Source organism: Pigmentiphaga litoralis (genome assembly GCF_048632615.1).
GTDB classification, from domain to species: Bacteria; Pseudomonadota; Gammaproteobacteria; order Burkholderiales; family Burkholderiaceae_B; genus Pigmentiphaga; species Pigmentiphaga litoralis_B.
The window spans coordinates 3,798,967-3,823,656 of record NZ_CP184479.1; the positions used below are offsets into that span (position 1 = coordinate 3,798,967).

Consider the following 24,690-nt stretch of genomic DNA (forward strand, 5'->3'; position numbering starts at 1 on the left):
CCGGATAGGGATGCCGCCATGAGCCTGCTGCCGCGTCGTTCTCCCCTGGCCAGCGAACATCGCGCACTGGGCGCCCGGATGGTCGAGCATGAAGGCTGGAGCCTGCCCGGCTCGTACGGCCCCGATGATCCGGGCATCGACGAACATCAGGCCGTGCGGCATACGGCGGGCATGTTCGACATTTCGCACCTGCTGGTGGTGGACGTGCAGGGGCGAGACGCACGCGCCTACCTGCGGCACGTCCTTGCCAACGATGTCGATGGCGTGGCCGAGGCAGGCGGGGCATTGCTGTCCTGTCTGCTGTCGGACCAGGGCGGAATCATCGACCATCCCATGGTGTACCGGCTGGGCGGCGATGCCTGGCGCATCGTGCTGAACGCAGGGTGCGCCGACGCAGCCGTGGCCTGGATGGATCACGTTCACCAGACTGGCGGGTGGCGGCTCGCCATCCAGCCCCGCCGCGACCTGGCGATGCTTGCCCTGCAAGGACCCCATGCCGCCGAACGGTTCTGGGCGGCGCGCGCGGGCAGCCGGCCTCTGACGGAACCCCTGCCGCGCCGCACCTTCACGGAATGCAGTGGACTGATGGTGGCCCACACGGGCTATACCGGCGAGGGCGGCTACGAGTGTTTCGGACCGATCGACGCCATCATCGAACTGTGGCGCGACCTGGTCGCGTTGGGCGTGCGGCCCTGTGGCCTTGCGGCGCGTGACAGCCTGCGCATCGAGGCCGGCCTGGTGCGGTATGGCTGTGAAACCGGCACCGGCACATCGCCCCTCGAATCCGGCCTGGGGGATACGGTCTGCAGGCACGACGCGTCGCGCGACTTCATCGGGCGGCGGGCGCTCGAAGCCCGGCCTTCCTCCCGCCGGCTGGCGGGATTGATCGTGACGGACGCCCACGCGCATGATGAGGCGGATGACGACCTGGCTGCCGACGTCGGACTGCCTCCCTCCCGTGCGCCCGCGCGCGTGCGGCTGCCCGGTATCCTGATTGCAGGCGAACCGGCCGAAGGCGACGTGACCAGCCTGACCCGTTCGCCCACCCTGGGCGTGACGATCGCTCTGGCGCGGATTCCCGCGCGCGCGGCCGAAGGCGCGCTGGCCCAGGTCGAGATCGGCGGGGTCTGGCGCAACGCGCGCGATTGCGCGCTACCATTCGTCAGGCGCGGTCATGCGATTGCGCCTGCACCGCCCCCGCTTTGACCCTTGGAACCGAACTTTCGAATCTGCCCTGCAAGGACCGATGATGCCCACGCCCCCCGACCGCCACTATGCCGTCACGCATGAATGGATCCGCACCGAAGACGACCTGATCGTTGTCGGCATCACCGACACGGCGCAGGACCGCCTGGGCGACCTCGTGTTCGTGGGCGACGTCAAAGTGGGCGCCCGCCTATCCGCTGGCGATCCGGCCGGCGTGGTGGAATCGGTCAAGACCGCGTCCGACATCCACGCGCCTGTAACTGGAGATGTCGTGGCCTTCAACGATGCCCTGTCCGATAACCCCGGTCTGTTGAACGAGTCTCCTTACGAGACCTGGATCTTCAAGATGCGAGCGGAAAACCCTGAGGACAGATCAGGCTGGCTCGACGCGGCGGGGTACGAAGAAAGCGCCGGCGTCCGCTGAGCCAACCCTCGTTGACCCAGCAACAGCGCGGGTCACGAAGGGTTTGTAACAGCCCCGAATTGCAAAACGCCATTCAGCCGTTAAAATGCTGCAATGCGATTCGTTCTCATCATATTCACACTGGTACTCATGCCGCTGCATCTGGCGTGGGCATCTGCCGTGGATTGCCGGAACGCGCATGAGTCGGTCGTGACCTTTTCGCCCACCTCCGTGGCGTTCGCAACCGGCGGGATGGCCCAGCCTTCTTTTGGCGGGCTCAGCGACTTCGGTTTCAGCGACCTGGCCACCACTTCCGCCATCGACCTGACGGCCATGGCCTTGATGGCCGCCCAGTTCGACGACTGGGAATTCTTCGACGACGACACCCCGCATATCGTCGACCAGCTGTCGGCGCTGGACCTGCGCGACGTGAACGTCGATCGCCTGGCCTGCCGCCTGTCCACCGACACGTCATCCGCCAGCGCCGGTCCGGTCGACCCGCATGAATTCGACTTGCCCATCCTGGGCGTGATCCATACCATCGTCAGCAGCCGCGTCATCGCGCCGGCTCGCCCTCTCTCCCGTTGCCGGCCCCGGTGTTCCGCACCTATCGGCCGCCCATGGCGACGCTGTAATTCCGCTTCCTTAGTCGGGCCGGCGTGTTGCCGTCCCTGCTTTTGCGCGCGACATCTTGTCGCCGTGCCTGTTCGTCCCTTGTTGATATCAATGAAACCGATCACCCTAGCATTCGCGGTGTGGCTGGGCTTCGCCGCGCCGCAGGCGATGGCGGCCCAGGCCCCCTATACGCTCGACCAGCTCGTCAGCATTGCCCTGACGTCCAACGCAGGCGTCCGGTCCTCGGCCGCCGGCGTGGATGCCGCGCGGGCCGGCATTACCACGGCCGGCGCCTACCCCAATCCCGAAATCGACTACCAGACGGGCCGCGCATCGGCGCGCCAGACCGGTGGCGCCGCCGGTTCGCTCAACACCCTGTCGGTCACGCAGCGGATCGACCTGCCCAGCCAGCGGCTGTTGCGCACGCAGATCGCGGAACGCACCCTGGACGCGACCCTGGCCGGACGCAATGTCTTCCTGACCAACCTGATCGCGTCGGTCAAGCAGGCGTACTACGACACGCTGCGGCGCGAAGCGGAATTTCGTGCGGCGGAAGAAGACCTGGCGCTGATGCAGCAGATCTACGATCGCGTGCAAGTGCGCGTGGACGTGGGCGATGCGCCGCGGGGCGAATCGATCCGTGCCGAAACCGAATTGCTGAACGCCCAGAAGAACAGCCAGAGCGCCCTGTTGCGGGTGAATCGGGCCAAGTCCTTCCTGCGCCAGCAGGTGGGTGGCGGACTGCCGCTCAGCTTTGCGATCGAAGGTGGCCTGGCGCTGCGCACGCCGCAGATTCCGCCGCTCGATGCCCTGCGGGCGTCGATGCTGTCGATCAATCCCGAACTGCGTCAATTGCGTCTGGAACTGGAACGCGCCAACGTGGCCGTGGATTACGAACGGGCGCTGAACCGGCCCACGTTTGCCATCCGCGCCTCCACCGAGCGTGAACCCGATGTGCAGAACACCCGCGTCGGCCTGGTGGTCAGCGTGCCGCTGTGGGACCGCCGCCAGGGTCCGATCGCCGAAGCCGCCGCGCGCCTGATCCAGGTACGCACCATGGTCGAAGGGCGCGAGTTCGCCCTGAGCCAGGAGCTGGAAGCGGCCTATCAGCAGTTCCAGATCGCCGCCGCCCAGGTCGAGGCGCTGGAATCGGGCATCGTGCGCCAGGCCGAGGCCTCGTTGCGGGTGTCGGAAGCCGCCTACCGCTTTGGCGAGCGCGGCATCCTGGAATATATCGACGCCCAGCGTGTGCTGCGTGTCGCGCGTACGGATCTCATTGCCGCGCGATTCGATCTGCAACTGGCCGCCATTGACATCGAGCGTCTGCTCGCCCCCACTTCCGATTCAGGTCAACCATGATGAAGCACTCCCTTTCCTTCTCCGCGTCCCTGGTCGCCCTGGCGATCGCGTTGAGCGCGTGCGGCGACAAGGCGCCGGAAACCGCCGCGCCGGCCGCGCCGGCCGGCGATCCCGCCATCGTGACGGCCGATGAAGCCATGGCCTCGCGGATCAAGGTCGCAACGATCACGAAGCAGCCTTTCGGCGAAATGCTGCGCGTGAGCGGCCGGATCGACTTCGACATCGAACGCGTTGCGCGCATTGGCGCCACCGTCACCGGCCGGGTCACCGAAATCCGCGCCGAGCTCGGCCAGGCCGTCAAGCCCGGCGACGTGCTGGCCCGTCTGCACAGCAGCGAACTCGGCACCGCGCAGCTCGCCTACCTGAAGTCGCGCGCCTACAGCGAATTGCAGGCCAACAACCGCGAACGGGCACGTCAGCTGTTTGCCGCCGACGTGATCGGCCGCGGCGAACTGCAAAAGCGCGAAAACGAATACAACGTGGCCGAGGCGGAACGACGCGCGGCACGCGACCAGCTCAATGTCTTGGGCATGTCCGACGGCGTCATCAGCCGGCTCGGCTCCGACGGTCAGATCAGCTCGTTCTCGCCCGTGGTGTCGACCATGCGCGGTTCGGTGGTTGAACTGAATGTGTCGATCGGGCAGGTGGTGCAGCCCGCGCAGGCCCTGTTCACGGTGGCCGACCTGTCGCGGGTCTGGGCCGTGGCCGAAGTGCCCGAAGCGCAGGCCGACCTGGTGGCGCAAGGCCAGACGACCGAAATCGAAGTGCCTGCCCTGGGCAACACGAAGTTCACCGGCAAGCTGATCTACGTCGGCCAGATCGTCAATCCGACGACCCGGACGGTGCTGGTGCGCACGTCGCTCGAAAACCCTGAAGGGCGGCTGAAGCCGGCCATGCTGGCCAGCATGCTGATCGCCAGCCGCCCCAGCGACAAGGTCGTGGTGGCCAATTCGGCGGTGATCCGTTCCGAAGACAAGGACATGGTGTATGTGGAGACCAAGCCCGGCACCTACCGCGCGACCGAAGTCACCCTGGGCCAGAGCTACAACGGCACGCGCGTCGTGCAGTCGGGCGTGCGGGAAGGCGACAAGGTCGTCGTCGAAGGCGCGTTCCATCTGAACAACCAGCGCACCGGCATCGTCCAGGAGTAGTCGCATGCTAGAAAAGATAATCCGCGTTGCTCTGCAACAGCGGCTGATCGTGATCGTCCTGGCGGTCATCGCGCTGGCGGTCGGACTGGATGCGACACGCAAGCTGTCGATCGACGCCTACCCCGACGTGACCAACGTGCAGGTGCAGATCGCGACCGAAGCGCCCGGGCGATCGCCCGAAGAAGTCGAGCGTTTCGTGACCGTGCCAGTGGAAATCGCGATGACCGGCCTGCCTGGCATCGAGGAAATGCGTTCGCTGAACAAGCCCGGGCTGTCGCTGATCACCCTGGTGTTCACCGACGCCACCGACGTGTACTTCGCGCGGCAACTGGTCATGGAGCGCCTGATCGAAGTCGCTTCCACCATGCCGACCGGTGTCACGCCCGTGCTGGGTCCGGTGTCGACGGGCCTGGGCGAGGTCTTCCAGTACACGCTCGACAAGCCCGACGACGGCGACAAGGAATTGTCGGTCGAAGAGCTGACCAAGCGGCGCATCGTGCAGGACTGGGTCGTTCGTCCGCTGCTGCGCTCGATCCCGCAGGTGGCGGAAATCAACTCGCAGGGCGGTTACGTCAAGCAGTACCAGGCCTTGATGAATCCTGACCGGATGAATCACTACGGCATTTCGATTTCCCAGGTGTACGAAGCGCTGGCCCGCAACAACGCCAACTCGGGAGGCGGCATTCTGCCGCGCTTTGCCGAGCAGTACCTGATCCGCGGCGTGGGTCTGATCGAAACGCTGGAAGACATCGGCGACATCGTGCTTGTCGAATCGGGCAGCACGCCGGTCTACATGCGGGACGTCGCCGAAATCACGATCGGCCACGAAGTGCGTTACGGCGCGGTCGTCAAGAACGGGGTGACCGAATCGGTCGGCGGCATCGTGATGATGATGCGCGGCGGCAATGCCAAGGAAGTGACGTCGCGGATCAAGGCGCGCGTGGCCGAGATCAACAGCCAGGGCATGTTGCCCGATGGCCTGCAGATCGTGTCCTACTACGATCGAAGCGAACTGGTCGACGCCGCGCTGTGGACCGTGACCAAGGTGCTGCTGGAAGGCATTGCACTCGTGGTGGTCGTGCTGTTCCTGTTCCTAGGAGACCTGCGCTCGTCGATTATCGTGATCTCGACGCTGGTGCTGACGCCGCTGCTCACCTTCTTTGCCATGAACCAGTTCGGCATTTCCGCCAACCTCATGTCGCTGGGCGGTCTGGCGGTGGCGATCGGCCTGATGGTTGACGGTCCGGCCGTGGTGGTCGAGAACGCGTTCGGCCACCTTGGGCGGCCGCGCGAGCCGGGAGACAGCAAGATCCGCGTGATCCTGCGTTCCGTGACGGAAGTCGCGACGCCGGTCGTGTTCGGCATCTGCGTCATCATCCTGGTGTTCCTGCCGCTGATGACGCTGCAGGGCATGGAAGGCAAGATGTTCGCGCCACTGGCCTACACCATCGCCATCGCTCTGGGCATCTCGGTCGTGCTGGCCATGACGCTCGCGCCGGTCGTGTCGTCGTACGTGCTCAAAGGCGGCGCGGAGCACGACACCAAACTGATCGCGGTCCTCAAGAAGCCGTACCTGCGCATGCTGGCCTGGGCCGTTGCCAATGCCAAGAAAACCGTGGTGCTTGCGGTATTGCTGTTCGGCAGCTCGCTTGCGTTGCTGCCTTTCCTTGGTACGGCCTTCATTCCCGAAATGAAGGAAGGCTCGATCGTGCCATCGATCAACCGCGTGCCCAACATTTCGCTTGAAGAATCGATCAAGCTCGAAATGCAGGCGATGAAGCTGATCATGGAAGTGCCCGGCGTGAAGTCCGCGGTATCGGGCGTGGGGCGCGGCGAAAGCCCGGCCGACCCGCAATCGCAGAACGAGTCGACACCTATCGTCAGCCTCAAGCCACGCGATGAATGGCCCGACGGCTGGACCCAGGACACGATCGCCGCCGAGATCCAGAAGAAGCTGGCCGTCATCCCGAGCGCACAGGTCGTCATGGCCCAGCCGATTTCCGATCGGGTGGACGAAATGGTGACCGGCGTGCGGTCGGACGTTGCCGTAAAGGTGTTCGGCGAAGACCTGACTCGCCTGCGTCAGAAGGCCAACGAAATCGCCAAGGTGGCAAGCGGCATCACGGGTGCGCGCGACACCCGCGTCGAGCTGATCAGCGGTCAGCAGTACCTGACCGTCGATATCGACCGGCGCGCCATAGCCCGTTACGGGCTGAACGTGTCCGACGTGCACGACGTGATCGAGATTGCCATCGCAGGCAAGAACGCCACGCAGATCTTCGAAGGCGAGCGCCGCTTCAACGCCACCGTGCGTCTGCCCGAATCGTTCCGCAACAACGTGTCGGCGATTCGCGATCTGCTGGTGACGACCCCGCGGGGCGTCCGGGTGCCGCTCGACAGCCTGGCCAAGATCAACGTCCTGGACGGCCCGGCGCAGATCAGCCGGGAGGGCGGCAAGCGCCGCATCGTGGTGGCCATCAACGTGGCCGAACGGGACCTGGGCGGCTTCGTGGCCGAACTGCAGCAGGCCGTGCAGACCAAGGTGCAGTTGCCGGTGGGCTACTACCTGGAGTGGGGCGGCACCTTCCAGAACATGGAACGCGCACTGGGTCACATGATGATCATCGTGCCCATCACGGTCGCCGCCATCTTCTTCCTGCTGTTCCTGCTGTTCAAGTCCGTGCGGTACGCCTCGCTGATCATCACGGTGCTGCCGTTTGCGTCGATCGGCGGGATTTTCGGTTTGTTCGTCACGGGTGAATACCTGTCGGTGCCGGCATCGGTCGGGTTCATCGCGCTGTGGGGGATTGCCGTGTTGAACGGGGTGGTGATGGTGTCCTACATCCGCGGTCTGCGGATGGAGGGCAAGTCGCTCGATGAGTCGGTGCTGCAAGGCGCGACCATGCGATTCCGGCCGGTCATGATGACCGCCACGGTGGCCATGCTGGGCCTGATTCCGTTCCTGTTCGCCACCGGGCCGGGATCGGAAGTCCAGCGTCCGCTGGCCGTGGTGGTGATCGGCGGTCTCATCACTTCGACATTGTTGACCTTGCTCATGCTTCCGACCCTGTACAAGTGGTTCGATGAAGAAGGCAAAGAGGCTTAAGGAGCTTTCATGAAGGAAATCAAGGCAATCATTCGCCCAAACCGGCTGACGGACGTCCGCGAGGCCTTGCGTCACGTGCCAGGCTTTCCAGGCATGACCGTGTCGAAGGTGGAAGGCTGCAGTTCGCCCACCCGCAACCCGCCCCTGAACCACAAGGAAGAACTGCTGGATTACTCGCCCAAGGTGCGGGTGGAAATCGTGGCGGAGGACGAGTTCGTGGATCCGCTGCGCGCCGCCCTGGTCCGCGCCGGCACGACGCGGCATGTGGGCGACGGCATCGTGTGGGTTACGCAGGTGGAGTCGTTTGACTACCTATGGAAGCCAGCGGGGCAGTAAACACGGGGCGGCGCGGCTGCCGCCCGGAGTCGCACCCGGCTGATACGACAAGGGAGACCCGTGGGTCTCCCTTGTTTTGTCTGGCGTTGAGTGCGCGTGGGTGGGGCCGCGCGTGGGTGTGTGGCCGCAGTCAGGTGCGGCGGCGATACGTCACGAAGTCATAGCGCAGGCCGTCTTCTTCGGGTTGGGCTTCCCGGGCGACTTCGTCCCAATGACCTTCGGGCAAGGGCGGGAAGAACGCATCCCCTTCCGTGTCCACGTCGACTTCCGTGGCGATCAGTTGCGTGGCCCCCGGCAACGCCTCGCCATAGATCTGCGCGCCGCCGATCACGAACGCGTGCGGCGCATCGCCGCAGGCGGCCAGCGCCTCCGCCAGGCTCGTCACGACCACGGCGCCTTCGGCGACATACCCCGGGTTGCGGGTGATGACGATATTGGTGCGGCCGGGCAGGGGCCGACCCAGCGATTCCCAGGTCTTGCGGCCCATCAGGATGGGCTGGCCCAGGGTCGTGCGCTTGAAATGGGCAAGATCGCCGCGCAGACGCCACGGCAGTTGGTTGTCGCGCCCGATCACGCGGTTGCGTGAGTAGGCGACGATAAGCGAATAGGGCAGGGCCATGAAGCGTTCCGAACGTGACGGCAAAACGCGAATCTAGCACGCTGCCGCCGAGTTCCTGCGCCATCCTCCTGCCGCAGCATCGTCCTTCGGCCACCCCGGCGCTTAATACTCCGCTCAGCGCGCCGCTTCGCCCACCGTCGCGATGCGCAGGATATTCGTCGTCCCCGACGACGCAAACGGCAGCCCCGCCGAAATCACCACCGTCTGCCCCTGCGTCGCAAATCCTTCACGCAGCGCGATCTCGCACGCGTAATCCGTCATCTCGCCCACCGTCGCCACCTCGTGCGTCTGCACCGCGTGCACGCCCCACACCAGCGACAGCAAGCGCGCCGTGGTCAGGTTGGGCGTCATGCCGATGATCGGCGCTTCGGCCCGCTCGCGCGACATGCGCAGCGCCGAATAGCCTGACCGCGTGTAGGCGATCGTGGTGGCCACATGCAGCAGGCTGGCCACGCCGCGCACGGCCCGCCCAATCGCATTGGCGATATCGGCGGGCGGCGGCGTCTGCGATGCTTCCATGACTTCCCGGTAATGCGGGTCCGCCTCGGTCTGGACGATGATGTTGTTCATCATGGTCACGGCCTCGATCGGGAACTTGCCCGACGCCGACTCGGCGGACAGCATCACGGCATCGGCCCCGTCATAAATGGCCGTGGCCACGTCCGACGCTTCGGCCCGCGTCGGCACCGGTGCGCTCACCATCGATTCCAGCATCTGCGTGGCCACGATCACCGGCTTGCCGACCCGGCGGCAGGCCCGCACGATGCGTTTCTGGATCGCGGGCACCTGTTCCGCCGGCATTTCCACGCCCAGGTCGCCGCGCGCCACCATCACGGCATCTGTTTCGGACACGATGGAATCCAGCTCGGCAATCGCCGCCGGCTTTTCCAGCTTGGCCACGATACGGGCGCGGTCGCCCACGATCTGCTTGATCTCGCGGATATCCTCGGCGCGCTGCACGAACGACAGCGCCACCCAGTCCACACCCAGTTCCAGACCAAAGGCAAGGTCGGAACGGTCCTTGGCCGTCATGGCCGACAGCGGCAGCACCACGCCAGGTACGTTCACACCCTTGCGGTCGGACAGCGGCCCGCCATTGATGACAATGGTGTCGGCAAAGTCGGGGCCGTGCTGCTGCACGCGCAGCCGGATGCGCCCGTCGTCGACCAGCAGGTCCGTGCCCGTGGTCAGGGCCGCGAAGATTTCCGGGTGCGGCAGGGGCGCGCGCGACGCATCCCCGGGGCGGTCCGCATCCAGGTCCAGCCGAAAGTTCTGACCCTCGGCCAGCATCACGGCGCCGTCGGCAAAGCGGCCCACCCGCAACTTGGGGCCCTGCAGGTCCATGAGAATGCCGATCGGGCGGCCGACTTCGGCTTCCAGCGCGCGCAGCGTGGCGACACGCGCCTGGTGGTCTGCCTGGGTGCCGTGGCTGAAATTCAGGCGGAAGACGTCGGCGCCGGCTTGGAACAGCCGGGCCAGGGTGGCCGCATCGCTGCTGGCCGGTCCGACGGTGGCGACGATCTTGGCGTTTCTTGTTCTGCGCATAGGGTCTCCTGACGTTCGGTAAGGGCACTGCTTGGAAAAGTATAGACGCCTCAGGTTTCACAATCTGCGGTGCATCGACCCAGGGTTTGGCGGTATCGTTGCCGTCGGTAGTTTCACCTGGCAATCAAAAGGGACATCATGGGACAGATCATTTCGCTGATTTCGCAAGACGGTAACCAACTGAGCGCCTACCGCGCCGACCCCACTGGCACGCCTCGCGGCGGCCTGGTGCTGGTGCAGGAGATCTTTGGCGTGAACAGCCACATCCGCAGCGTGGCCGACAAGTTTGCGTCCGAAGGCTATCTGGTGATCGCGCCAGCCTTGTTCGACCGGATCGAAAAGGGCCTGGAACTCGGTTACACGCCCGACGACGTGAAGCGCGGCGTGGAACTAAAGGGCAAAGTGTCCCTGGACCAGGCGCTGACGGACGTGGCCGCCGCACAGAAGGTCGCCGCCGAAGCCGGCAAGGTCGGGATCGTGGGTTACTGCTGGGGCGGACTGATCTCGTGGGCCGCCGCGTCCAAGGCCGACGGTTTTGCGTGCGCGGTGCCGTACTACGGCGGCGGCATTCAGAACATGATCGGCGAACAGCCCAGGATTCCGGTAATGATGCATTTCGGCGACCAGGACCACTCCATTCCGCTGCCAGACGTGGAAAAGATCCAGGCCGGCCATCCGGAGATCCCCGTGCACGTCTATTCGGCCGGTCACGGCTTCAATTGCAGCGAGCGCGGTTCGTACGACGCCGCCGCGTCGGCCAAGGCCTATGAGCGCACCCTGGCGTTCTTCCGCAAACACATCGGCTAATGGCCGAGCCCATGGCGGCCCGTAGCGGTCTTCACGGCCTTGTCCCGGTCTTCACGGGCTCGCAGCCAGCCTTCATGTCACACCTGGCGATGCGCCTACAATGGGCGTATAAAATTCTAGACAGCTTGCTTCCATGCGCCAATACGAAGATTTCATGCGTCACGTGTACCAGCACGGGGTGCACAAGACAGACCGCACCGGCATAGGTACGCGGTCGGTTTTCGGGTACCAGATGCGGTTCAATCTGGCCGAAGGGTTCCCCCTGGTCACCACAAAAAAGCTGCACACCAAAAGCATCTTCATCGAACTGCTGTGGTTCCTGCGCGGCGATTCGAATGTGGCGTGGTTGCAGGAACGCGGCGTATCGATCTGGAATGAATGGGCGCGGGCCGACGGTGACTTGGGACCGGTCTACGGCGTGCAATGGCGCAATTGGCCCACGCCTGGCGGTGGGCACATCGACCAGATCAGCCAGGTCGTCGACCAGATCAAGAAGAATCCGGATTCGCGGCGCCTGATCGTCTCGGCCTGGAATGTGGCCGATATACCGCAAATGGCCTTGCCACCATGCCACGCCTTCTTCCAGTTCTACGTCGCCGACGGCAAGCTGTCCTGCCAGCTGTACCAACGCAGCGCCGACATTTTTCTGGGCGTGCCTTTCAATATCGCCAGCTATGCGCTGCTGACGCATATGGTGGCCCAGCAATGCGACCTGGACGTGGGCGATTTCATCTGGACAGGCGGCGATTGCCATCTGTACGCCAACCACTTCGATCAGGTCGAACTGCAACTCTCGCGCGACCCTTACCCCTATCCCAAACTGGTCATCCGGCGCAAACCTGCCACGCTCTTCGACTACGAATACGAAGATTTCGAGATACAGGACTATCAATTCCACCCGCACATCAAGGCGCCGGTGGCGGTCTGATGTCGAGCGCTTCCGCTTTGCGATCACGAACGCTGAGCGCGAAATACAGCCCCTTTTTGTTGTGCAGGCAGTCTTTGGGCGCGATGAATTCCCGGTAGTTGATATGGTGTTTGAGAAGCCAGACGTTAGGTGTGTGGAACCAGGCAACCAACGGCCATGAATCTGATACCGCGCCAAACCGTTCAAGGATATCGGCCACGATCGGCAGTGGTCGCATCGCGGCATCGAATTGATAGGCCGGGTAGAGATCCCTCCCATCCGGCCCCATCACCCCGAATATCTTTCCGCGTCGTTTCCAGTCCCCAACCGTGCGCGGATGACCATCCACGGTTTCCTGAAGCTCCAGCGCGCTGACCCACTCTGTTTCCACTGCGAGTGTGCTGACGACGCGTCGCCGCTCCATGCGTTGCCGAATCAGGGCTGACGTAGGCGTGGCCAATTCAACGAGCAGAGCCGCCAGCCGATCTGCGTCCTTCACCAGTTCCGGTCCGAGTATCCGCGCTGCCTTGTTCACGGCCAATTGCATGGTTCGCTGCGTTTCCGGCGACGTTCCGGCGGGCAGTGCGATTTGCAACGGGGCCGTGCCGGGCGCGCCGGGGGACTGTTCAAAATCAAAAATCGCCATTTTTTGCCACATTTGCCATTGGCATGCCCTCGGACGCAGATGTGGCAAATTTTCCGATTTTTTAATTTGAGTGGTGGTCACCCCAGGGTGGATCTGTCCTATCTGAACGCCACCGTGCGATGAACACCACCGTGCGATGTCGACGGGCACCTGCGCTGTCAAGCTGCGAGTCTCTGCAGCAACAACCACTAGGTGTTTTCCCTAGGTCATGCGATAGTAGGCGTTCCACCGCCGATCCCTTCGGCGCAGGCTCCTCGACGGCACTATGCGCGCACCGACACTCGTTCACTTTCTGCGTCGCCTTTGGGCGCAAGACACCTTCGTCTATAGCCTGCGGGTGTTCATCGCGCTGGCCACGGTGATGGGTGTCTGCTGGCGGATGAATGAGCAGGAAGCGCTGATTCCGGTGTTCCTGGGCATCATCGCTTGCGCCTTGTCCGAAACCGATGACAGCTGGCGTGGCCGCTTGCGGGCGCAGATTGTCACGCTCGCCTGCTTTGCCGTGGCGGCGCTGTCGGTCAAGGCCCTGTTTCCGTATCCGTGGCTGTTCGTGATCGGGCTCTCGATCTCGGCGTTCGGCCTGACCATGCTGGGCGCGATTGGCGAGCGGTATCGCGCCATCGCCTATGCCACGCTGATCCTGGCCATCTACACCACGATCGGCGTCGAACATGCCAATGGAACGTCCGACCACTTCTGGAGTGAACCTGCCCTGCTGCTGATCGGCGCGACCTGGTACGGCGCCCTGTCGGTGCTGTGGTGCGCGCTATTCGCGCACCAACCCGTGCAACAGAAGCTGGCCGTGCTGTTCCATGCGTTGGGTGATTACCTGAAGCTGAAATCGGCCATGTTCGAACCGGTTCGCGGGGTCGACATCGAAGCGCAGCGCCTGCAGCTTGCGCAGCTCAACAGCAAGGTCGTGACCGCGCTGAACGTGGCCAAGGAAAGCATCTTCAGCCGAGTCGGCCAGGCGCGGCCGGGGCAAAAAAACAGCCGCTATCTGGCGCTGTACTTCATCGCCCAGGACGTGCACGAACGCGCGTCGTCGTCCCACTATCCGTACAACGAACTGGCCGATACTTTCTTCCATAGCGACATCATGTTCCGCTGCCAGCGCCTATTGCGCTCGCAAGGACGGGTCTGCCGTCGGCTGGCGCTGGCGATCCAGATGCGCCAGCCCTTCGTGAACGACAGCGAGGCGCAGCAGGCCAAGGATGACCTTGATGCCTCCATGGCGTATCTGCGCGCGCAGAACAAGCCGGAATGGAGCCACCTGCTGCGGTCACTGTCGGCGCTGTCTGGCAATCTGGGCGCGCTGAACCGGCGGCTGTCGGGGGCAGGCAAACAGGCCACGGTCGAAGAACAGGACACCTCCCTGCTCGACCGCTCTCCCAAGTCTTTCAAGGACGCCCTGGACCGGATCAGGCTGCAGTTGACCCCGGCCGCGCCGCTGTTCCGGCACGCGCTGCGCCTGGCGATCGCACTGGCGGTGGGTTACGGCATGGTGCATCTGCTGCATCCCAGCGAAGGTTACTGGATCGTGCTGACGACATTGTTCGTTTCGGCGCCCAGCTATGGCGCGACGCGCAAGCGCACCACGCAGCGGATCGGCGGCACGTTGATCGGTCTGGTAATCGGGTGGGCGCTGTTCAAGCTGGCGCCGGGCGCGTCGTTGCAGGCGGTGATTGCGGTAGTGGCAGGCGTGGTGTTCTTTGCCACTAGGGCCAGCCGCTATATGGTGGCGACGGCGGCAATGACGCTGCTGGTGCTGATGTGCTTCAACCAGGTGGGCAATGGCTACGACCTGATCCTGCCGCGCATGGTCGACACGTTCGTGGGCGGGATGATCGCGGTGCTGGCCGTATTCGTGATCCTGCCCGATTGGCAGGGGCGGCGGCTGAACAAGCTGGCGTCGAACGCGGTCGCAAACAACGCGCGGTATCTGCGCGCGATCCTGGCGCAGTATCGCACTGGCAAGCTGGACGACCTGGCGTACCGGACGGCGCGGCGCAATGCCCATAACGCCGATGCGGCGTTTTCGGTGGCGATGTCGAACATCCTGGCCGAACCAGGCCATTTTCGCCGGGATGCCGACACGGGATTGCGTTTTCTGGTGCTGTCGCACACGTTGCTGAATTACCTGTCGGGCCTGGGTGCGCATCGGGGCGATACGGTCCTGGATGCGCCCGGCGACCTGGCCATGCTGCAGCAGGCCGAGCGCGTGGCCGCCGCGCTGGATGAAGTGGCGATCGGCCTGGCGGATCGTCGTCCCATCATGGTGCGCAACGACGAAGAAGAAAGCCTGGCCGCGCAGCTGGAAACGCTGCCCGACACCATCGATGACGCGCGCCGTCTGGTGCAGACGCAACTGGCGCTGATCACGCGGCAGCTGGCGCCGATTCGCAAAGTCGGCAGCCGCCTGCTGAACCAGGAAGAACGCATGGACGCCGCCGATCCAGCCGGCGCCGCCCCGGCTGACGGGACGCAAGCCATCGTAACCTCTGCTGGCGACGCCGCTGCCGACAAGCCGTCCCTGGAACGCGCGCATCCGGCTTGACGCCTCGGGCCGCCGGCGATCCCTTACAATGGCCGGCTTCCCTCCCGCAAGTTTTCAAGCCGTGATACTCCAGCGTTTCTGCCTGTTCCTCGCCTCTGCCGTGTGTGTCGTTGGCGCGTTGCCCGCGTCCGCCGTGACCCCGATTTCATGGCCCCTCAAACCCGTGCGCATCATCGTCGCCTATCCGCCCGCGGGCGTGAGCGACATCGTGGCGCGGGCCATGGCGGAAAAGATGGCGGTCCGGCTGGGCCAGCCCGTCATCGTCGAAAACAAGGGCGGTGCGGGCGGCACCATCGGCATGGACGCCGTCGCCAAGGCCGCGCCCGATGGCTACACCCTTGGCTTTTCCTCGATCAGTCCGCTGGCGCTGAACCCCTTGCTCAGCAAGGTCGCATACGACCCATTCAAGGACATTACGCCGGTCGCCAGTGTCATGTTCTCGCCGGTGGTGCTGCTGGGTACGCCCGGCTTTACCGGCCAGTCCATGAACGATCTCGTCGCGCAGTCCAAGGCCAAGGCAGGCGCCTTGCGCTGGGCCACGTCGGGCCTCGCCACGGTGGGGCACATCACGCTGGAGCAGTTCAAGCGGTCGGCCGGCGTCGACATCACGCACATCCCGTACAAGGGGGCGGCCAGCAGCAGAACGACGCGCTGGCCGGTCAGTTCGAAGTGCTGACGACTAATCTGGGCCCGCTGTTGAATGGCCACATCAAGGCCGGCAAGCTCCGCCCGCTCGCCGTCGGTGCGCCGCAGCGCGTCGACGTCATGCCCAACGTGCCGACGTTTGCCGAACTGGGCTATCCCAAGGCCAACCTGATGTCGGTCTTCGGCATCTTTGCGCCCGCTGGCACGCCCCCGGCCCTGGTGACGGTGCTGAATGGCGTCATCAATGACGTGTTGGCCATGCCTGATATTCGCGAGCGGCTGATCAGCAGTGACAATGTACCGACCGGTGGCACGGCGGCCGACTTCGCCAAGGCGATCCGGACCGAATACGACAACAACCGCGACATCATCAAGCAAGCCAACATCACCCTGGAATGATCGGCCAGCCGGCAGCGGACCCGCTACGCCGGCGCCTGATCCTCCTTACCTCGAGCACTCCATCATGGCCCAATACGTCTACACCATGCACCGCGTCGGCAAGACCGTGCCGCCAAAGCGGCAGATCCTGCGTGACATCTCCCTTTCGTTCTTTCCGGGTGCCAAGATCGGCGTGCTGGGCCTGAACGGGTCCGGCAAGTCCACGCTCCTCAAGATCATGGCTCAGCTCGACAAGGACATCGAAGGCGAAGCCGTGCCGATGCCGAACCTGAATATCGGCTACCTGCCGCAGGAACCACAGATCAATCCGGAATACACCGTACGCGAGGCCGTGGAAGAGGGCCTGGGCTCGGTCTTTGCGGCCAAGAAGCGCCTGGACGAGGTCTATGCCGCGTACGCCGAACCCGACGCGGACTTCGATGCGCTGGCTGCCGAGCAGGGTGAACTCGAAGCCATCATCGCGACCGGCAGCAGCGGCGGCGACGTCGAGCACCAGCTGGAAATCGCGGCCGACGCGCTGCGCCTGGCTCCCTGGGACGCCATGATCGGCAACCTGTCGGGCGGTGAAAAGCGCCGGGTGGCCCTGTGCCGCCTGCTGCTGTCCAAGCCCGACATGCTGCTGCTGGACGAGCCGACCAACCACCTGGATGCCGAAAGCGTCGACTGGTTGGAAGTATTCCTGCAAAAATTCCCGGGCACCGTGGTTGCCGTGACCCACGACCGCTACTTCCTGGACAATGCCGCCGAGTGGATTCTGGAGCTGGACCGTGGACATGGCATTCCGTGGAAGGGCAACTACAGCTCGTGGCTGGAACAGAAAGACGCGCGCTTGAAGAACGAAGAAGCCAACGAATCGGCGCGCCAGAAGACCATCAAGAAGGAACTGGAATGGGTGCGCCAGAATCCCAAGGCGCGCCAGGCCAAATCCAAGGCACGGATTGCGCGCTTCGAAGAGCTCAGCTCGCATGAATACCAGAAGCGCAACGAGACCTCTGAAATCTTCATTCCAGTGGCCGAGCGTCTGGGCAATGAAGTGGTCGAATTCACCAACGTCAGCAAGGGCTATGGTGATCGCCTGCTGATCGACAACCTCAGCTTCAAGGTGCCGCCCGGCGCGATCGTCGGCATCATCGGCCCGAACGGCGCCGGCAAGTCGACCTTGTTCCGCATGATCGCCGGTCAGGAAACCCCGGATTCGGGCGAGGTCGTGAAAGGCTCTACCGTCAAAACGGCCTACGTTGCGCAGACCCGCGACGCGCTGGAAGACGGCAAGACCGTGTTCGACGCCGTGTCCGACGGCGCCGACATCCTGACCGTCGGCCGATTCGAAATGTCGTCGCGCGCCTACCTGGGCCGCTTCAACTTCAAGGGTGGCGACCAGAACAAGATCGTCGGCAACCTGTCGGGCGGTGAACGCGGCCGCCTGCATCTGGCCAAGACGCTGCTCGCCGGCGGCAACCTGCTGCTGCTGGACGAGCCGTCCAACGACCTCGACGTCGAGACGCTGCGCGCGCTGGAAGACGCCTTGCTCGAGTTCCCGGGCAGCGTCATGGTCATCAGCCACGATCGCTGGTTCCTGGACCGGATCGCCACGCACATCCTGGCCTTCGAAGGCGACTCGCAAGTCACCTTCTTTGACGGCAACTACCAGGAATACGAAGCCGACAAGAAAAAGCGGCTGGGCGAAGAAGGGGCCAAGCCCAAGCGCCTGCGCTACAAGGCGCTGAAGTAAGCCGGAACCAAAGTAAGCACGGAAAAGCCAGCATGATGTGCTGGCTTTTTTCATGACGGTGTCGATCACCCAGTGTCTCGACCAAACTAGCCCCGCGCTGCGTGCGCCGCCACGCGGTCCACGAACACCCCGGCCATGCCAGTGTAGGCATGTGGCGCGAGCATTGCGTCGATCTGCTCGGTGGTCAGGTGTTCCGAAACCAGGGGTCGGCCAGCAAGCCCTCTTTGAAGGTTCCGCCTTCTTCGAACACTTTCATGCAGACCGCATAAACGACCTCATGCGCTTCCTGGCGTCCCAGCACGTCCCCCAATTGCATCATGACGGCTTCCGACAGCAGCAGCCCTTTCTGAATGAACAGGTTGCGTTCCATGTTGTCGCCGCGCACGGTCAGGTTCCCCGTGACGAAGGCCAGCTTGGTTGCTGCCGCGTCCGCCATACATAACATCCGGGACACGAATTCTCGCTCGACCTGCAACGCAATCTTGTCGCGTTCATGTTCAGCCATCATCGCTTCAAGACCAAGCCCGGCGGTGCTGCGAACGATCTTGGAGATGGCCACGATCGTTTCGCAGGTTGGCGGGTTGCGTTTGTGCGGCATGGTGCTGCTGCCCACCTTGCCCATGGTGAAGGGCTCCTCCAGCTCGGCCGTTTCCGTCTTTTGCAGCGCATAGACCTCGTGCGCGATCTTGCCGAGGGTCGTGGTACAGATGGCGATCACGCTGGCCAGCTCGGCGATGCCATCGCGCGAGACATGCCACGTGATCTCCGGGCAGGCCAGACCCAGCTCTTCAAATAGCGCTTTCTGCACGGCGATCCCCTGGTCGCCCAGCGCCGCCAACGTGCCGACCGCTCCGGAAAACTGCCCCACCAGCACGCGGGGTTTCAGCTGCTCAAGGCGCTGCAGGTTGCGACGAATTTCCTCCGCCCACACTGCAGCCTTGAATCCGAAGGTGATGGGCAGGGCGTGCTGACCATGGCTGCGCGCCACCATGGTCAGGTCACGATAGCGGGTCGCCAGCTTGCACACATTGCGATGCGTTTCCTGCAAGTGCCCTTCGATCTCGGCCAACGCGTCCTTGATCTGCAAGATCGTTCCCGTGTCGATGATGTCCTGGGTAGTCGCACCCCAATGGATGAATTCACCCGCCTCCCCATCGCAAACGTCTTTCATGGCCCGTAGCAAAGGCACGATAGGATGGCTCGTCCGATCCATTTCCCGCTTCAGCTTGGCAAGGTCGATGTTCTCGACCCTTGCCTTCGCGTCGATCTCGCGGGCTGCCTTTTTCGGAATGATGCCCATCCGCGCTTGCACGCGAGCGAGCGCGGCTTCTACATCAAGCCACCGCTGCACGGTTGTCTCGTCGCTGAATATCTGTCGCGTTTTTTCCGTGCTGAACTGGTCGCGGAATAACGCGCTGTCGATGACGTAAGCACCCACGTGATTCTCCGGTTAAGCGTTCTTGAATTCGCCGAAAGCTTCCATCGCATGAAGCGAATAGACGTAGGCCGCACCCGCGTTTAACGCAATGGCGGTACCGAGCGCGTCGCTCACCTCGGCTTCGGTCGCCCCGGCTTTGGCGGCTGCGGCCGCATGCGAAGAAATGCACCCGTCGCACCGGGTGGTCACCGCGACGGCCAGTGCAATGAGTTCGCGTGTCTTTGCGTCGAGGGCGCCGTTCGAGCCCTGCGCCATGCTGAGATGACGGTAGGCCTCGAGCATCTTTGGATTGGTATCGCCAAGCTTGCCGTGAGACGTGCGCAGTGTGCTGAACAATTCGGTCCATTTCTGAAACATGGTGATCTCCATTGGGAAGGGGTGAAACAGTCAGTCGATGCGGGTGCCGGAGGTCTGGATGACCTGCTTCCACCGCGCAATGTCTTGGGAAAGGAAACGGGTGAAATCCGCAGGCGTTCCGTTCAAGGGTTCCGCGCCTGCTTGCTCCAGTTGCGAGCGAAACTCCTTGGCAGTCACGGCCTCGTTGATGCTGGCATTCAGCTTGTCGATGGCGGGGCGAGGCGTGCCGGCTGGCGCCAGGATGCCGTACCACGCCGAAACTTCCATGCCTGTCACGCCTGCTTCTGCCATGGTCGGAACATCGGGCAGTACAGGCGAACGTTTGTCGCTCGTGATGGCGAGTACCTTGATCTTGCCGCCGTTCAACATGGGCGTGACCGACGGAATGTTGATGAAGGTGTAGTGGACGTCTCCGCTTTGCACGGCAAGGATGGAGGGGCCCGAACCTTTGTAGGGAACATGCGTGGCCTCGATGCCGACGGTCTGTTTGAACATTTCGGCAGAAAGGTGCTGAGTGCTCCCCGCGCCGGACGACGAAAAATTTACTTTGCCCGGATGCTTCTTTGCGTAGTCAATGAACTCCTTGACCGTGCTGACGCCCAATGATGCCGGCACGGCCAGCACGTTCGGGCTTTGCGCGAACATGGCGACCGGCTCGAAGCTCTTCACGGGGTCATAGTCAAGCTTCGGGTAAAGGCTGCCGTTGACCGCCAGCGCGGACGAACTCAGCAACAGCGTGTAGCCGTCGTTGGGAGCACGCGCCACCAGCGAGTTGGCAATGTTCTGCCCAGCACCTGGGCGGTTCTCGACCACCACGGATTCGCCGAGCGATCCGGTGATCTGTTGCCCGATCAACCGGGCCATGATGTCGGTACCGCCGCCCGGCGCATAGCCAACGATCAGCTTGACCGGTTTGTTGGGATAGGGGTGCTGTTCTGCGCGGACGCCAAAGGGGCGGACAGAACGGCCAGCGCAAGGCCGGCGTGCACAACGACTCGCATGAGTGTCTCCTTGATTAGGCGGGAGTCGTTTGCTCCCTTGCCTGGCTTACTGCGTGGGAACCTGCTGTCGGCGGAATGCCGAGATGCTGCCCATATATCCGGCAATGCGCCGGGCGAGGCCCGGCCGTGCGGCGGATGCCACCAGCAAGGCAAGGTCTTTGTCATTGGCGCGGCGACGCGTCTGCGTCAGGTCGGCCCAGGCTTCCATGCCGATGTCGTCGTGCAGCGCGTCATCAATCAGCGCAGCAGTGTACGCATCGAGTTCGCGTTGAGGGCTTGCGTCGGCAGGAGGCGGCGCGGGTGGGCCTGTCACGGTAGTGGCCAGGCCAGCAGCCAGCGCTTCGGCGGCAGTGATGCTGCGTCCGGACGTCACCCACTCGCGCGCAATGGCTGGACCGACACGGGCTGCAAGGCGGCGAGTGCCCAGCACCAGACCGAAGCCCGAAGCGCCCGGAAACGAGACGATCGCATCGCTGGTCAACTCGCGTCGGGTGCAGGCCGTCAGCAGATCGGCTCCAGCGCCGGTAGCTCGGCCGTGCACCCGGGCAATCGTCTGAAACGGCGTGTCAGCCAACGCCTGCAGCAATCGTTCGATCCGCGCGAAGCGGCCAAGAAGACAGTCGTCAGCGTGCCGTGCATCGCCGTCGTTCGGCTCAGCGTCATGTTTGCGGGTCATTGCCAAGACATCGGACAGATCGAAGCCTGTGCAGAAGTGTCGACCGGCTCCTTCAAGAGTCAGTCGCTGTGTGCCATCGCTGCAGCGAGCGTCGAGCACTTCGAGCAGTGCGCCGACCATGTCGGCGTTCAGCGCATTGCCCGCGGCCGGCCGGTTCAGCAAGACATGGCATTCGTCGCCGTTGCGCGATACGGTCAGCACGTCGGTCATGCGCCGGCTTCCAGAACAGGAGCGGCGTAGCCGGAAATAAAAGGCTTGGCAGTACCGGCGACCGGGTCATAGACATGGCGTGATTGCTTCCCGATGTCGGTGCCATATACGTGCACGCTGATCGACACCCGATCCGCATAGACGTTGCTGACCTGGTGGATATCGCCGATGGCGGGGGATACACGGCTGGTGTCGCCCGGCTTCAGGATGTCTTCGGATCCTGTTGCGATCAGCCGGCCATCCTGCAACGAAAAGCCGGCCGAGCGTTCGGCTCCACGTAACATGCCGATTACGCCCCAGACGCCGTGGTCGTGTACCGGCGTGCGTTGCCCAGGCCCCCACACGAAGCTCACAACCGAATATCGGTTCAGTGGGTCGACATGCAACGCGTATTGCTGATAGAACTGCGGGTGTGGCGCCGCGTGGGTAGCGGGCAGCCAGTCATCCACTGCGACCAGTTCTTTCAGCAACGGCTCGCATCCATTCAGCAGCTCGGCTTCGGCGCGATGGCGCTCAACCAAGGCATCCATGCCCCTCAGAAACGTTGCAAGCCTTGGTGCCTGTTCGATTGTGAGCGGCATCATGCTTTTCTCCTGATGAGGTCGCGGGCCGTTGATGTGTATTCGCCAAGCGCAGGCGGCGGTCGGGATATGGGAAGCGATTGGCCGTTCAGCCGTATGGGCGAGGCGAAAGTGCGCGTGCGTGCGCCGCCCGGCAGTTCCATGTCCTGCACCCACTCCATGTGCGTGACCTGTGGGTCGGCAAGCGCGGTTTCGTAGTCGTTGATACGCGAGTGGGGCACACCGGCCTGCTCAAACACCTTCAGCCAATGATCGACCGTGCTGTGTTGGAACTTCGCTTCCAACAAGTCCTTGAGAGCGCCCTGATGTCGCGCGCGATCGCTGACCTCCGCAAACCTGGGGTCATGTTCGAGCGTCTCCAGACCTACCGCCCGCGCGACTGCACGCCACAGCCCATTGTTTCCGGCCGCGATGGCAAAGTAGCCATCTTGTGCCGCATACGCTTGGTACGGCGCGTTGCGCGGGTGTGCCGACCCCAGCTTGCGAGGGTTCACGCCGGTTCCAAAAATTCACTGGTCTGCAGTGCGCCGATGGCCAGGGTGCATCCGAACATGGGGACATCGATATGTGTGCCGGCGTTGCCGGCGCGCACTGCTGCCAGGGCACTCGCGATCGAGAACGCGGCATAGAGTCCCGACGCAAAGTCGGCTACCGGTACCCCGCATTTGACCGGCTCTTCTGACGCGCCGGTCACGCTCATTACGCCTGCTGCCGCCTGGATGGTCAGGTCGAAGCCGCCTTCTCTTTCTCGGGGCCCGCTCTGGCCGTACGCCGAGATCGAGCAGTAGACAAGGGCAGGATGTGTTTCGGACAACGCCGCATAACCCAGCCCCAACCGGTCCATGACGCCAGGCCGGTTGTTCTCGATCAGAACGTCGGCGTCGCGGACCAGAGCGCGGGCCACATGCAGGTCCTCCGGGTCTTTGAGGTCGAGCACTGCGGAGCGTTTGCTGCGGTTGAGCGACGCGAAGTTTTCACTGAAGCCGTTTGAAATAGGAGGCCATGACCGAAGTGCATCGCCCGCGGGCGATTCGATTTTTACGACCTCGGCACCCATGTCCGCGAGCAGCATGCCGCAGAAAGGTCCGGCCGCGACCGCGCAAAATTCGATCACCTTGACGCCCGCCAGTGGCAGCTTGTTGTGTGGAAGAACCGTCATGACGCTATATGTCTCCGTGAACTGCATCGCAGCAGTGGACAAAGCTTATGAGCGTTCCCGTTTGCGGGACAACTGTTCTATAATTGAGAACTGCGTTGCATAACGTTATGACGTTGGAAGCATGAACAACACCCTCATCAAAGGCCTTGCCATCCTTGAGACCCTGGCCCGGGCCGAAGTACCCATGGGCGTGACAGAGATCGCCCTGGCGCTTGCTTTGCCAAAGAGCAACGCGCATCGGATGCTGCAGGCGCTGACAGATCAGCGCTACGTGATCCGGCACCCCGGCGGGCGCTACAGTGCATCGATCAAACTGTGGGAGTTGGGCTCAGCCGCGCTGTCCGGCTTTGACTTGCGCAGGCATGCCGAATCCGTCATGGAAGCGCTCATGGAACGCACCGGTGAATCCGTGCACTTGTCGGTTCTGGATCAGCGCGAGGTCGTGTACGTGCACAAGGTGGAAAGCCCGAACCCGGTGCGGGCCTACAGCCAGATCGGCGGGCGCGCTGCTGCACATTGCGTCGCAACGGGAAAGGCCATGGTCGCGTTTCGAGGCAGGACCGCTTTGGCGGCGATGTCTGAACACCTCGACTCGCACACCGACCGGACATTGACCAACCCCGCGCGATTCCTGGCCGAAATGGAACAAGTCCGCAAACGCGGCTACGCGGTAAACCGCGAAGAGTGGCGCATTGGCGTAAGTGGTGTGGCGGCACCCATCGGGGACGCAGCCGGGACGGTCATTGCCGCGATTGGTGTGTCTGGGCCGGCAGAACGTTTCAAGCCTGCCCGGCTCAAGCAGTTTGCCGAGGAGGTCATGCAAGCCGCGGCGGGCTTGTCAGCAGGACTTGGCGGCGGCGAATCGCATCACGTGCTGTCGCGAGTCACGAGCGCCTGGCATTAACGTGAGCCTCCGACTCGGAGCATGCTTTCGCGCCTCTACTTCTTGACCGGCATCCGAGGGCTCGGCAATTCCAGCGTCACCCGCAATCCCCCCAATTCGGATCGGTCCAGCTTCAGTCGCCCGTGATACGCGTCGACCAGGTCTCGCGTGATCGCCAGCCCGAACCCTGTTCCGGGCGTCGATTCATCCCACCGCTGACCGCGATCGATGTGAGCCGTCTCGGCTTCCGACATGCCCGGGCCGTCGTCCTCGATCACCACCACCACCTGGCCGTTGCCGGCCCGCGCCGTCAGACGCACCCTGCCGGCCGCCCACTTGCGGGCGTTGTCCA

Annotated in this window: 20 protein-coding genes and 2 pseudogenes; 12 read left to right on the forward strand and 10 right to left on the reverse strand. The window is 63.6% G+C overall.

What is annotated here, in order from left to right; genetic code table 11:
• Positions 1 to 18 precede the first annotated feature (18 nt).
• The 6 genes from ACNANG_RS17390 to ACNANG_RS17415 all read left to right on the forward strand — a co-directional run bounded on the left by ACNANG_RS17390 (position 19) and on the right by ACNANG_RS17415 (position 8,176).
• The gene (locus tag ACNANG_RS17390) at positions 19 to 1,206 is read left to right on the forward strand and encodes a glycine cleavage T C-terminal barrel domain-containing protein (protein ID WP_420224037.1); all 1,188 of its coding nucleotides are present in this window, start codon (positions 19 to 21) and stop codon (positions 1,204 to 1,206) included.
• 43 nt (positions 1,207 to 1,249) lie between these two features.
• Positions 1,250 to 1,630, forward strand: a complete 381-nt coding sequence (gene gcvH / locus ACNANG_RS17395; protein WP_420224038.1) for a glycine cleavage system protein GcvH — start codon at positions 1,250 to 1,252, stop codon at positions 1,628 to 1,630.
• A gap of 189 nt (positions 1,631 to 1,819) precedes the next feature.
• Positions 1,820 to 3,583 (forward strand): TolC family protein, encoded by a 1,764-nt coding sequence (locus ACNANG_RS17400; protein ID WP_420224039.1) that lies wholly within the window; start codon positions 1,820 to 1,822, stop codon positions 3,581 to 3,583.
• A complete protein-coding gene (locus ACNANG_RS17405) occupies positions 3,583 to 4,734 on the forward strand; it encodes an efflux RND transporter periplasmic adaptor subunit (protein WP_420227577.1) in 1,152 nt (383 codons plus the stop codon). Before ACNANG_RS17400 ends, ACNANG_RS17405 begins: the two co-directional genes overlap by 1 nt.
• A gap of 4 nt (positions 4,735 to 4,738) precedes the next feature.
• Positions 4,739 to 7,840, forward strand: coding sequence for an efflux RND transporter permease subunit (locus ACNANG_RS17410; RefSeq protein WP_420224040.1), 3,102 nt, complete (start codon positions 4,739 to 4,741; stop codon positions 7,838 to 7,840).
• Positions 7,841 to 7,849: 9 nt separating this feature from the next.
• Complete coding sequence (locus tag ACNANG_RS17415; RefSeq protein ID WP_420224041.1) at positions 7,850 to 8,176, forward strand: P-II family nitrogen regulator; 327 nt, start codon at positions 7,850 to 7,852, stop codon at positions 8,174 to 8,176.
• A gap of 130 nt (positions 8,177 to 8,306) precedes the next feature.
• Here the strand turns inward: ACNANG_RS17415 and ACNANG_RS17420 are convergent, their stop codons facing one another.
• On the reverse strand, positions 8,307 to 8,795 hold the full coding sequence (locus ACNANG_RS17420) for a dihydrofolate reductase (protein ID WP_420224042.1): 489 nt from the start codon (positions 8,793 to 8,795) through the stop codon (positions 8,307 to 8,309).
• Positions 8,796 to 8,909: 114 nt separating this feature from the next.
• On the reverse strand, positions 8,910 to 10,340 hold the full coding sequence (gene pyk, locus ACNANG_RS17425) for a pyruvate kinase (RefSeq protein WP_420224043.1): 1,431 nt from the start codon (positions 10,338 to 10,340) through the stop codon (positions 8,910 to 8,912).
• 138 nt (positions 10,341 to 10,478) lie between these two features.
• Here pyk and ACNANG_RS17430 point away from each other — a divergent pair, with 138 nt between their 5' ends.
• On the forward strand, positions 10,479 to 11,147 hold the full coding sequence (locus tag ACNANG_RS17430; protein ID WP_420224044.1) for a dienelactone hydrolase family protein: 669 nt from the start codon (positions 10,479 to 10,481) through the stop codon (positions 11,145 to 11,147).
• 133 nt (positions 11,148 to 11,280) lie between these two features.
• The gene (locus tag ACNANG_RS17435; RefSeq protein WP_420224045.1) at positions 11,281 to 12,075 is read left to right on the forward strand and encodes a thymidylate synthase; all 795 of its coding nucleotides are present in this window, start codon (positions 11,281 to 11,283) and stop codon (positions 12,073 to 12,075) included.
• Here the strand turns inward: ACNANG_RS17435 and ACNANG_RS17440 are convergent.
• Positions 12,053 to 12,781, reverse strand: a complete 729-nt coding sequence (locus ACNANG_RS17440) for a hypothetical protein (protein WP_420224046.1) — start codon at positions 12,779 to 12,781, stop codon at positions 12,053 to 12,055. The two genes, ACNANG_RS17435 and ACNANG_RS17440, sit on opposite strands and share 23 nt — an antisense overlap.
• A gap of 184 nt (positions 12,782 to 12,965) precedes the next feature.
• Here ACNANG_RS17440 and yccS point away from each other — a divergent pair, with 184 nt between their 5' ends.
• From yccS to ettA, 3 genes and pseudogenes are all read left to right on the forward strand, one after another.
• Entirely contained in the window at positions 12,966 to 15,257 is a 2,292-nt protein-coding gene (gene yccS / locus ACNANG_RS17445) for a YccS family putative transporter (RefSeq protein ID WP_420224047.1), read from the forward strand.
• 232 nt (positions 15,258 to 15,489) lie between these two features.
• Positions 15,490 to 16,301 (forward strand): annotated as a pseudogene (locus tag ACNANG_RS17450) (Bug family tripartite tricarboxylate transporter substrate binding protein).
• Positions 16,302 to 16,365: 64 nt separating this feature from the next.
• Entirely contained in the window at positions 16,366 to 18,033 is a 1,668-nt protein-coding gene (gene ettA / locus ACNANG_RS17455; protein ID WP_420224048.1) for an energy-dependent translational throttle protein EttA, read from the forward strand.
• 184 nt (positions 18,034 to 18,217) lie between these two features.
• Here ettA and purB read toward each other — a convergent pair whose 3' ends face one another.
• The 6 genes and pseudogenes from purB to ACNANG_RS17485 all read right to left on the reverse strand — a co-directional run bounded on the left by purB (position 18,218) and on the right by ACNANG_RS17485 (position 23,455).
• On the reverse strand, positions 18,218 to 19,471 hold the full coding sequence (purB, locus tag ACNANG_RS17460) for an adenylosuccinate lyase (protein WP_420224049.1): 1,254 nt from the start codon (positions 19,469 to 19,471) through the stop codon (positions 18,218 to 18,220).
• Positions 19,472 to 19,483: 12 nt separating this feature from the next.
• Entirely contained in the window at positions 19,484 to 19,828 is a 345-nt protein-coding gene (locus tag ACNANG_RS17465; protein ID WP_420224050.1) for a carboxymuconolactone decarboxylase family protein, read from the reverse strand.
• A gap of 30 nt (positions 19,829 to 19,858) precedes the next feature.
• Positions 19,859 to 20,692 (reverse strand): tripartite tricarboxylate transporter substrate binding protein, encoded by an 834-nt coding sequence (locus tag ACNANG_RS17470; protein ID WP_420224051.1) that lies wholly within the window; start codon positions 20,690 to 20,692, stop codon positions 19,859 to 19,861.
• A gap of 183 nt (positions 20,693 to 20,875) precedes the next feature.
• A complete protein-coding gene (locus ACNANG_RS17475) occupies positions 20,876 to 21,715 on the reverse strand; it encodes an enoyl-CoA hydratase/isomerase family protein (RefSeq protein ID WP_420224052.1) in 840 nt (279 codons plus the stop codon).
• On the reverse strand, positions 21,712 to 22,299 hold the full coding sequence (locus ACNANG_RS17480; protein WP_420224053.1) for a cysteine dioxygenase: 588 nt from the start codon (positions 22,297 to 22,299) through the stop codon (positions 21,712 to 21,714). Before ACNANG_RS17480 ends, ACNANG_RS17475 begins: the two co-directional genes overlap by 4 nt.
• A pseudogene (locus ACNANG_RS17485) lies at positions 22,296 to 23,455 on the reverse strand (CaiB/BaiF CoA transferase family protein). Before ACNANG_RS17485 ends, ACNANG_RS17480 begins: the two are co-directional and overlap by 4 nt.
• A gap of 121 nt (positions 23,456 to 23,576) precedes the next feature.
• Here ACNANG_RS17485 and ACNANG_RS17490 point away from each other — a divergent pair.
• Positions 23,577 to 24,359, forward strand: a complete 783-nt coding sequence (locus tag ACNANG_RS17490; protein ID WP_420224054.1) for an IclR family transcriptional regulator — start codon at positions 23,577 to 23,579, stop codon at positions 24,357 to 24,359.
• Between the two features lie 35 nt (positions 24,360 to 24,394).
• Here the strand turns inward: ACNANG_RS17490 and ACNANG_RS17495 are convergent, their stop codons facing one another.
• Complete coding sequence (locus ACNANG_RS17495) at positions 24,395 to 24,658, reverse strand: ATP-binding protein (RefSeq protein ID WP_420224055.1); 264 nt, start codon at positions 24,656 to 24,658, stop codon at positions 24,395 to 24,397.
• Positions 24,659 to 24,690 lie beyond the last annotated feature (32 nt).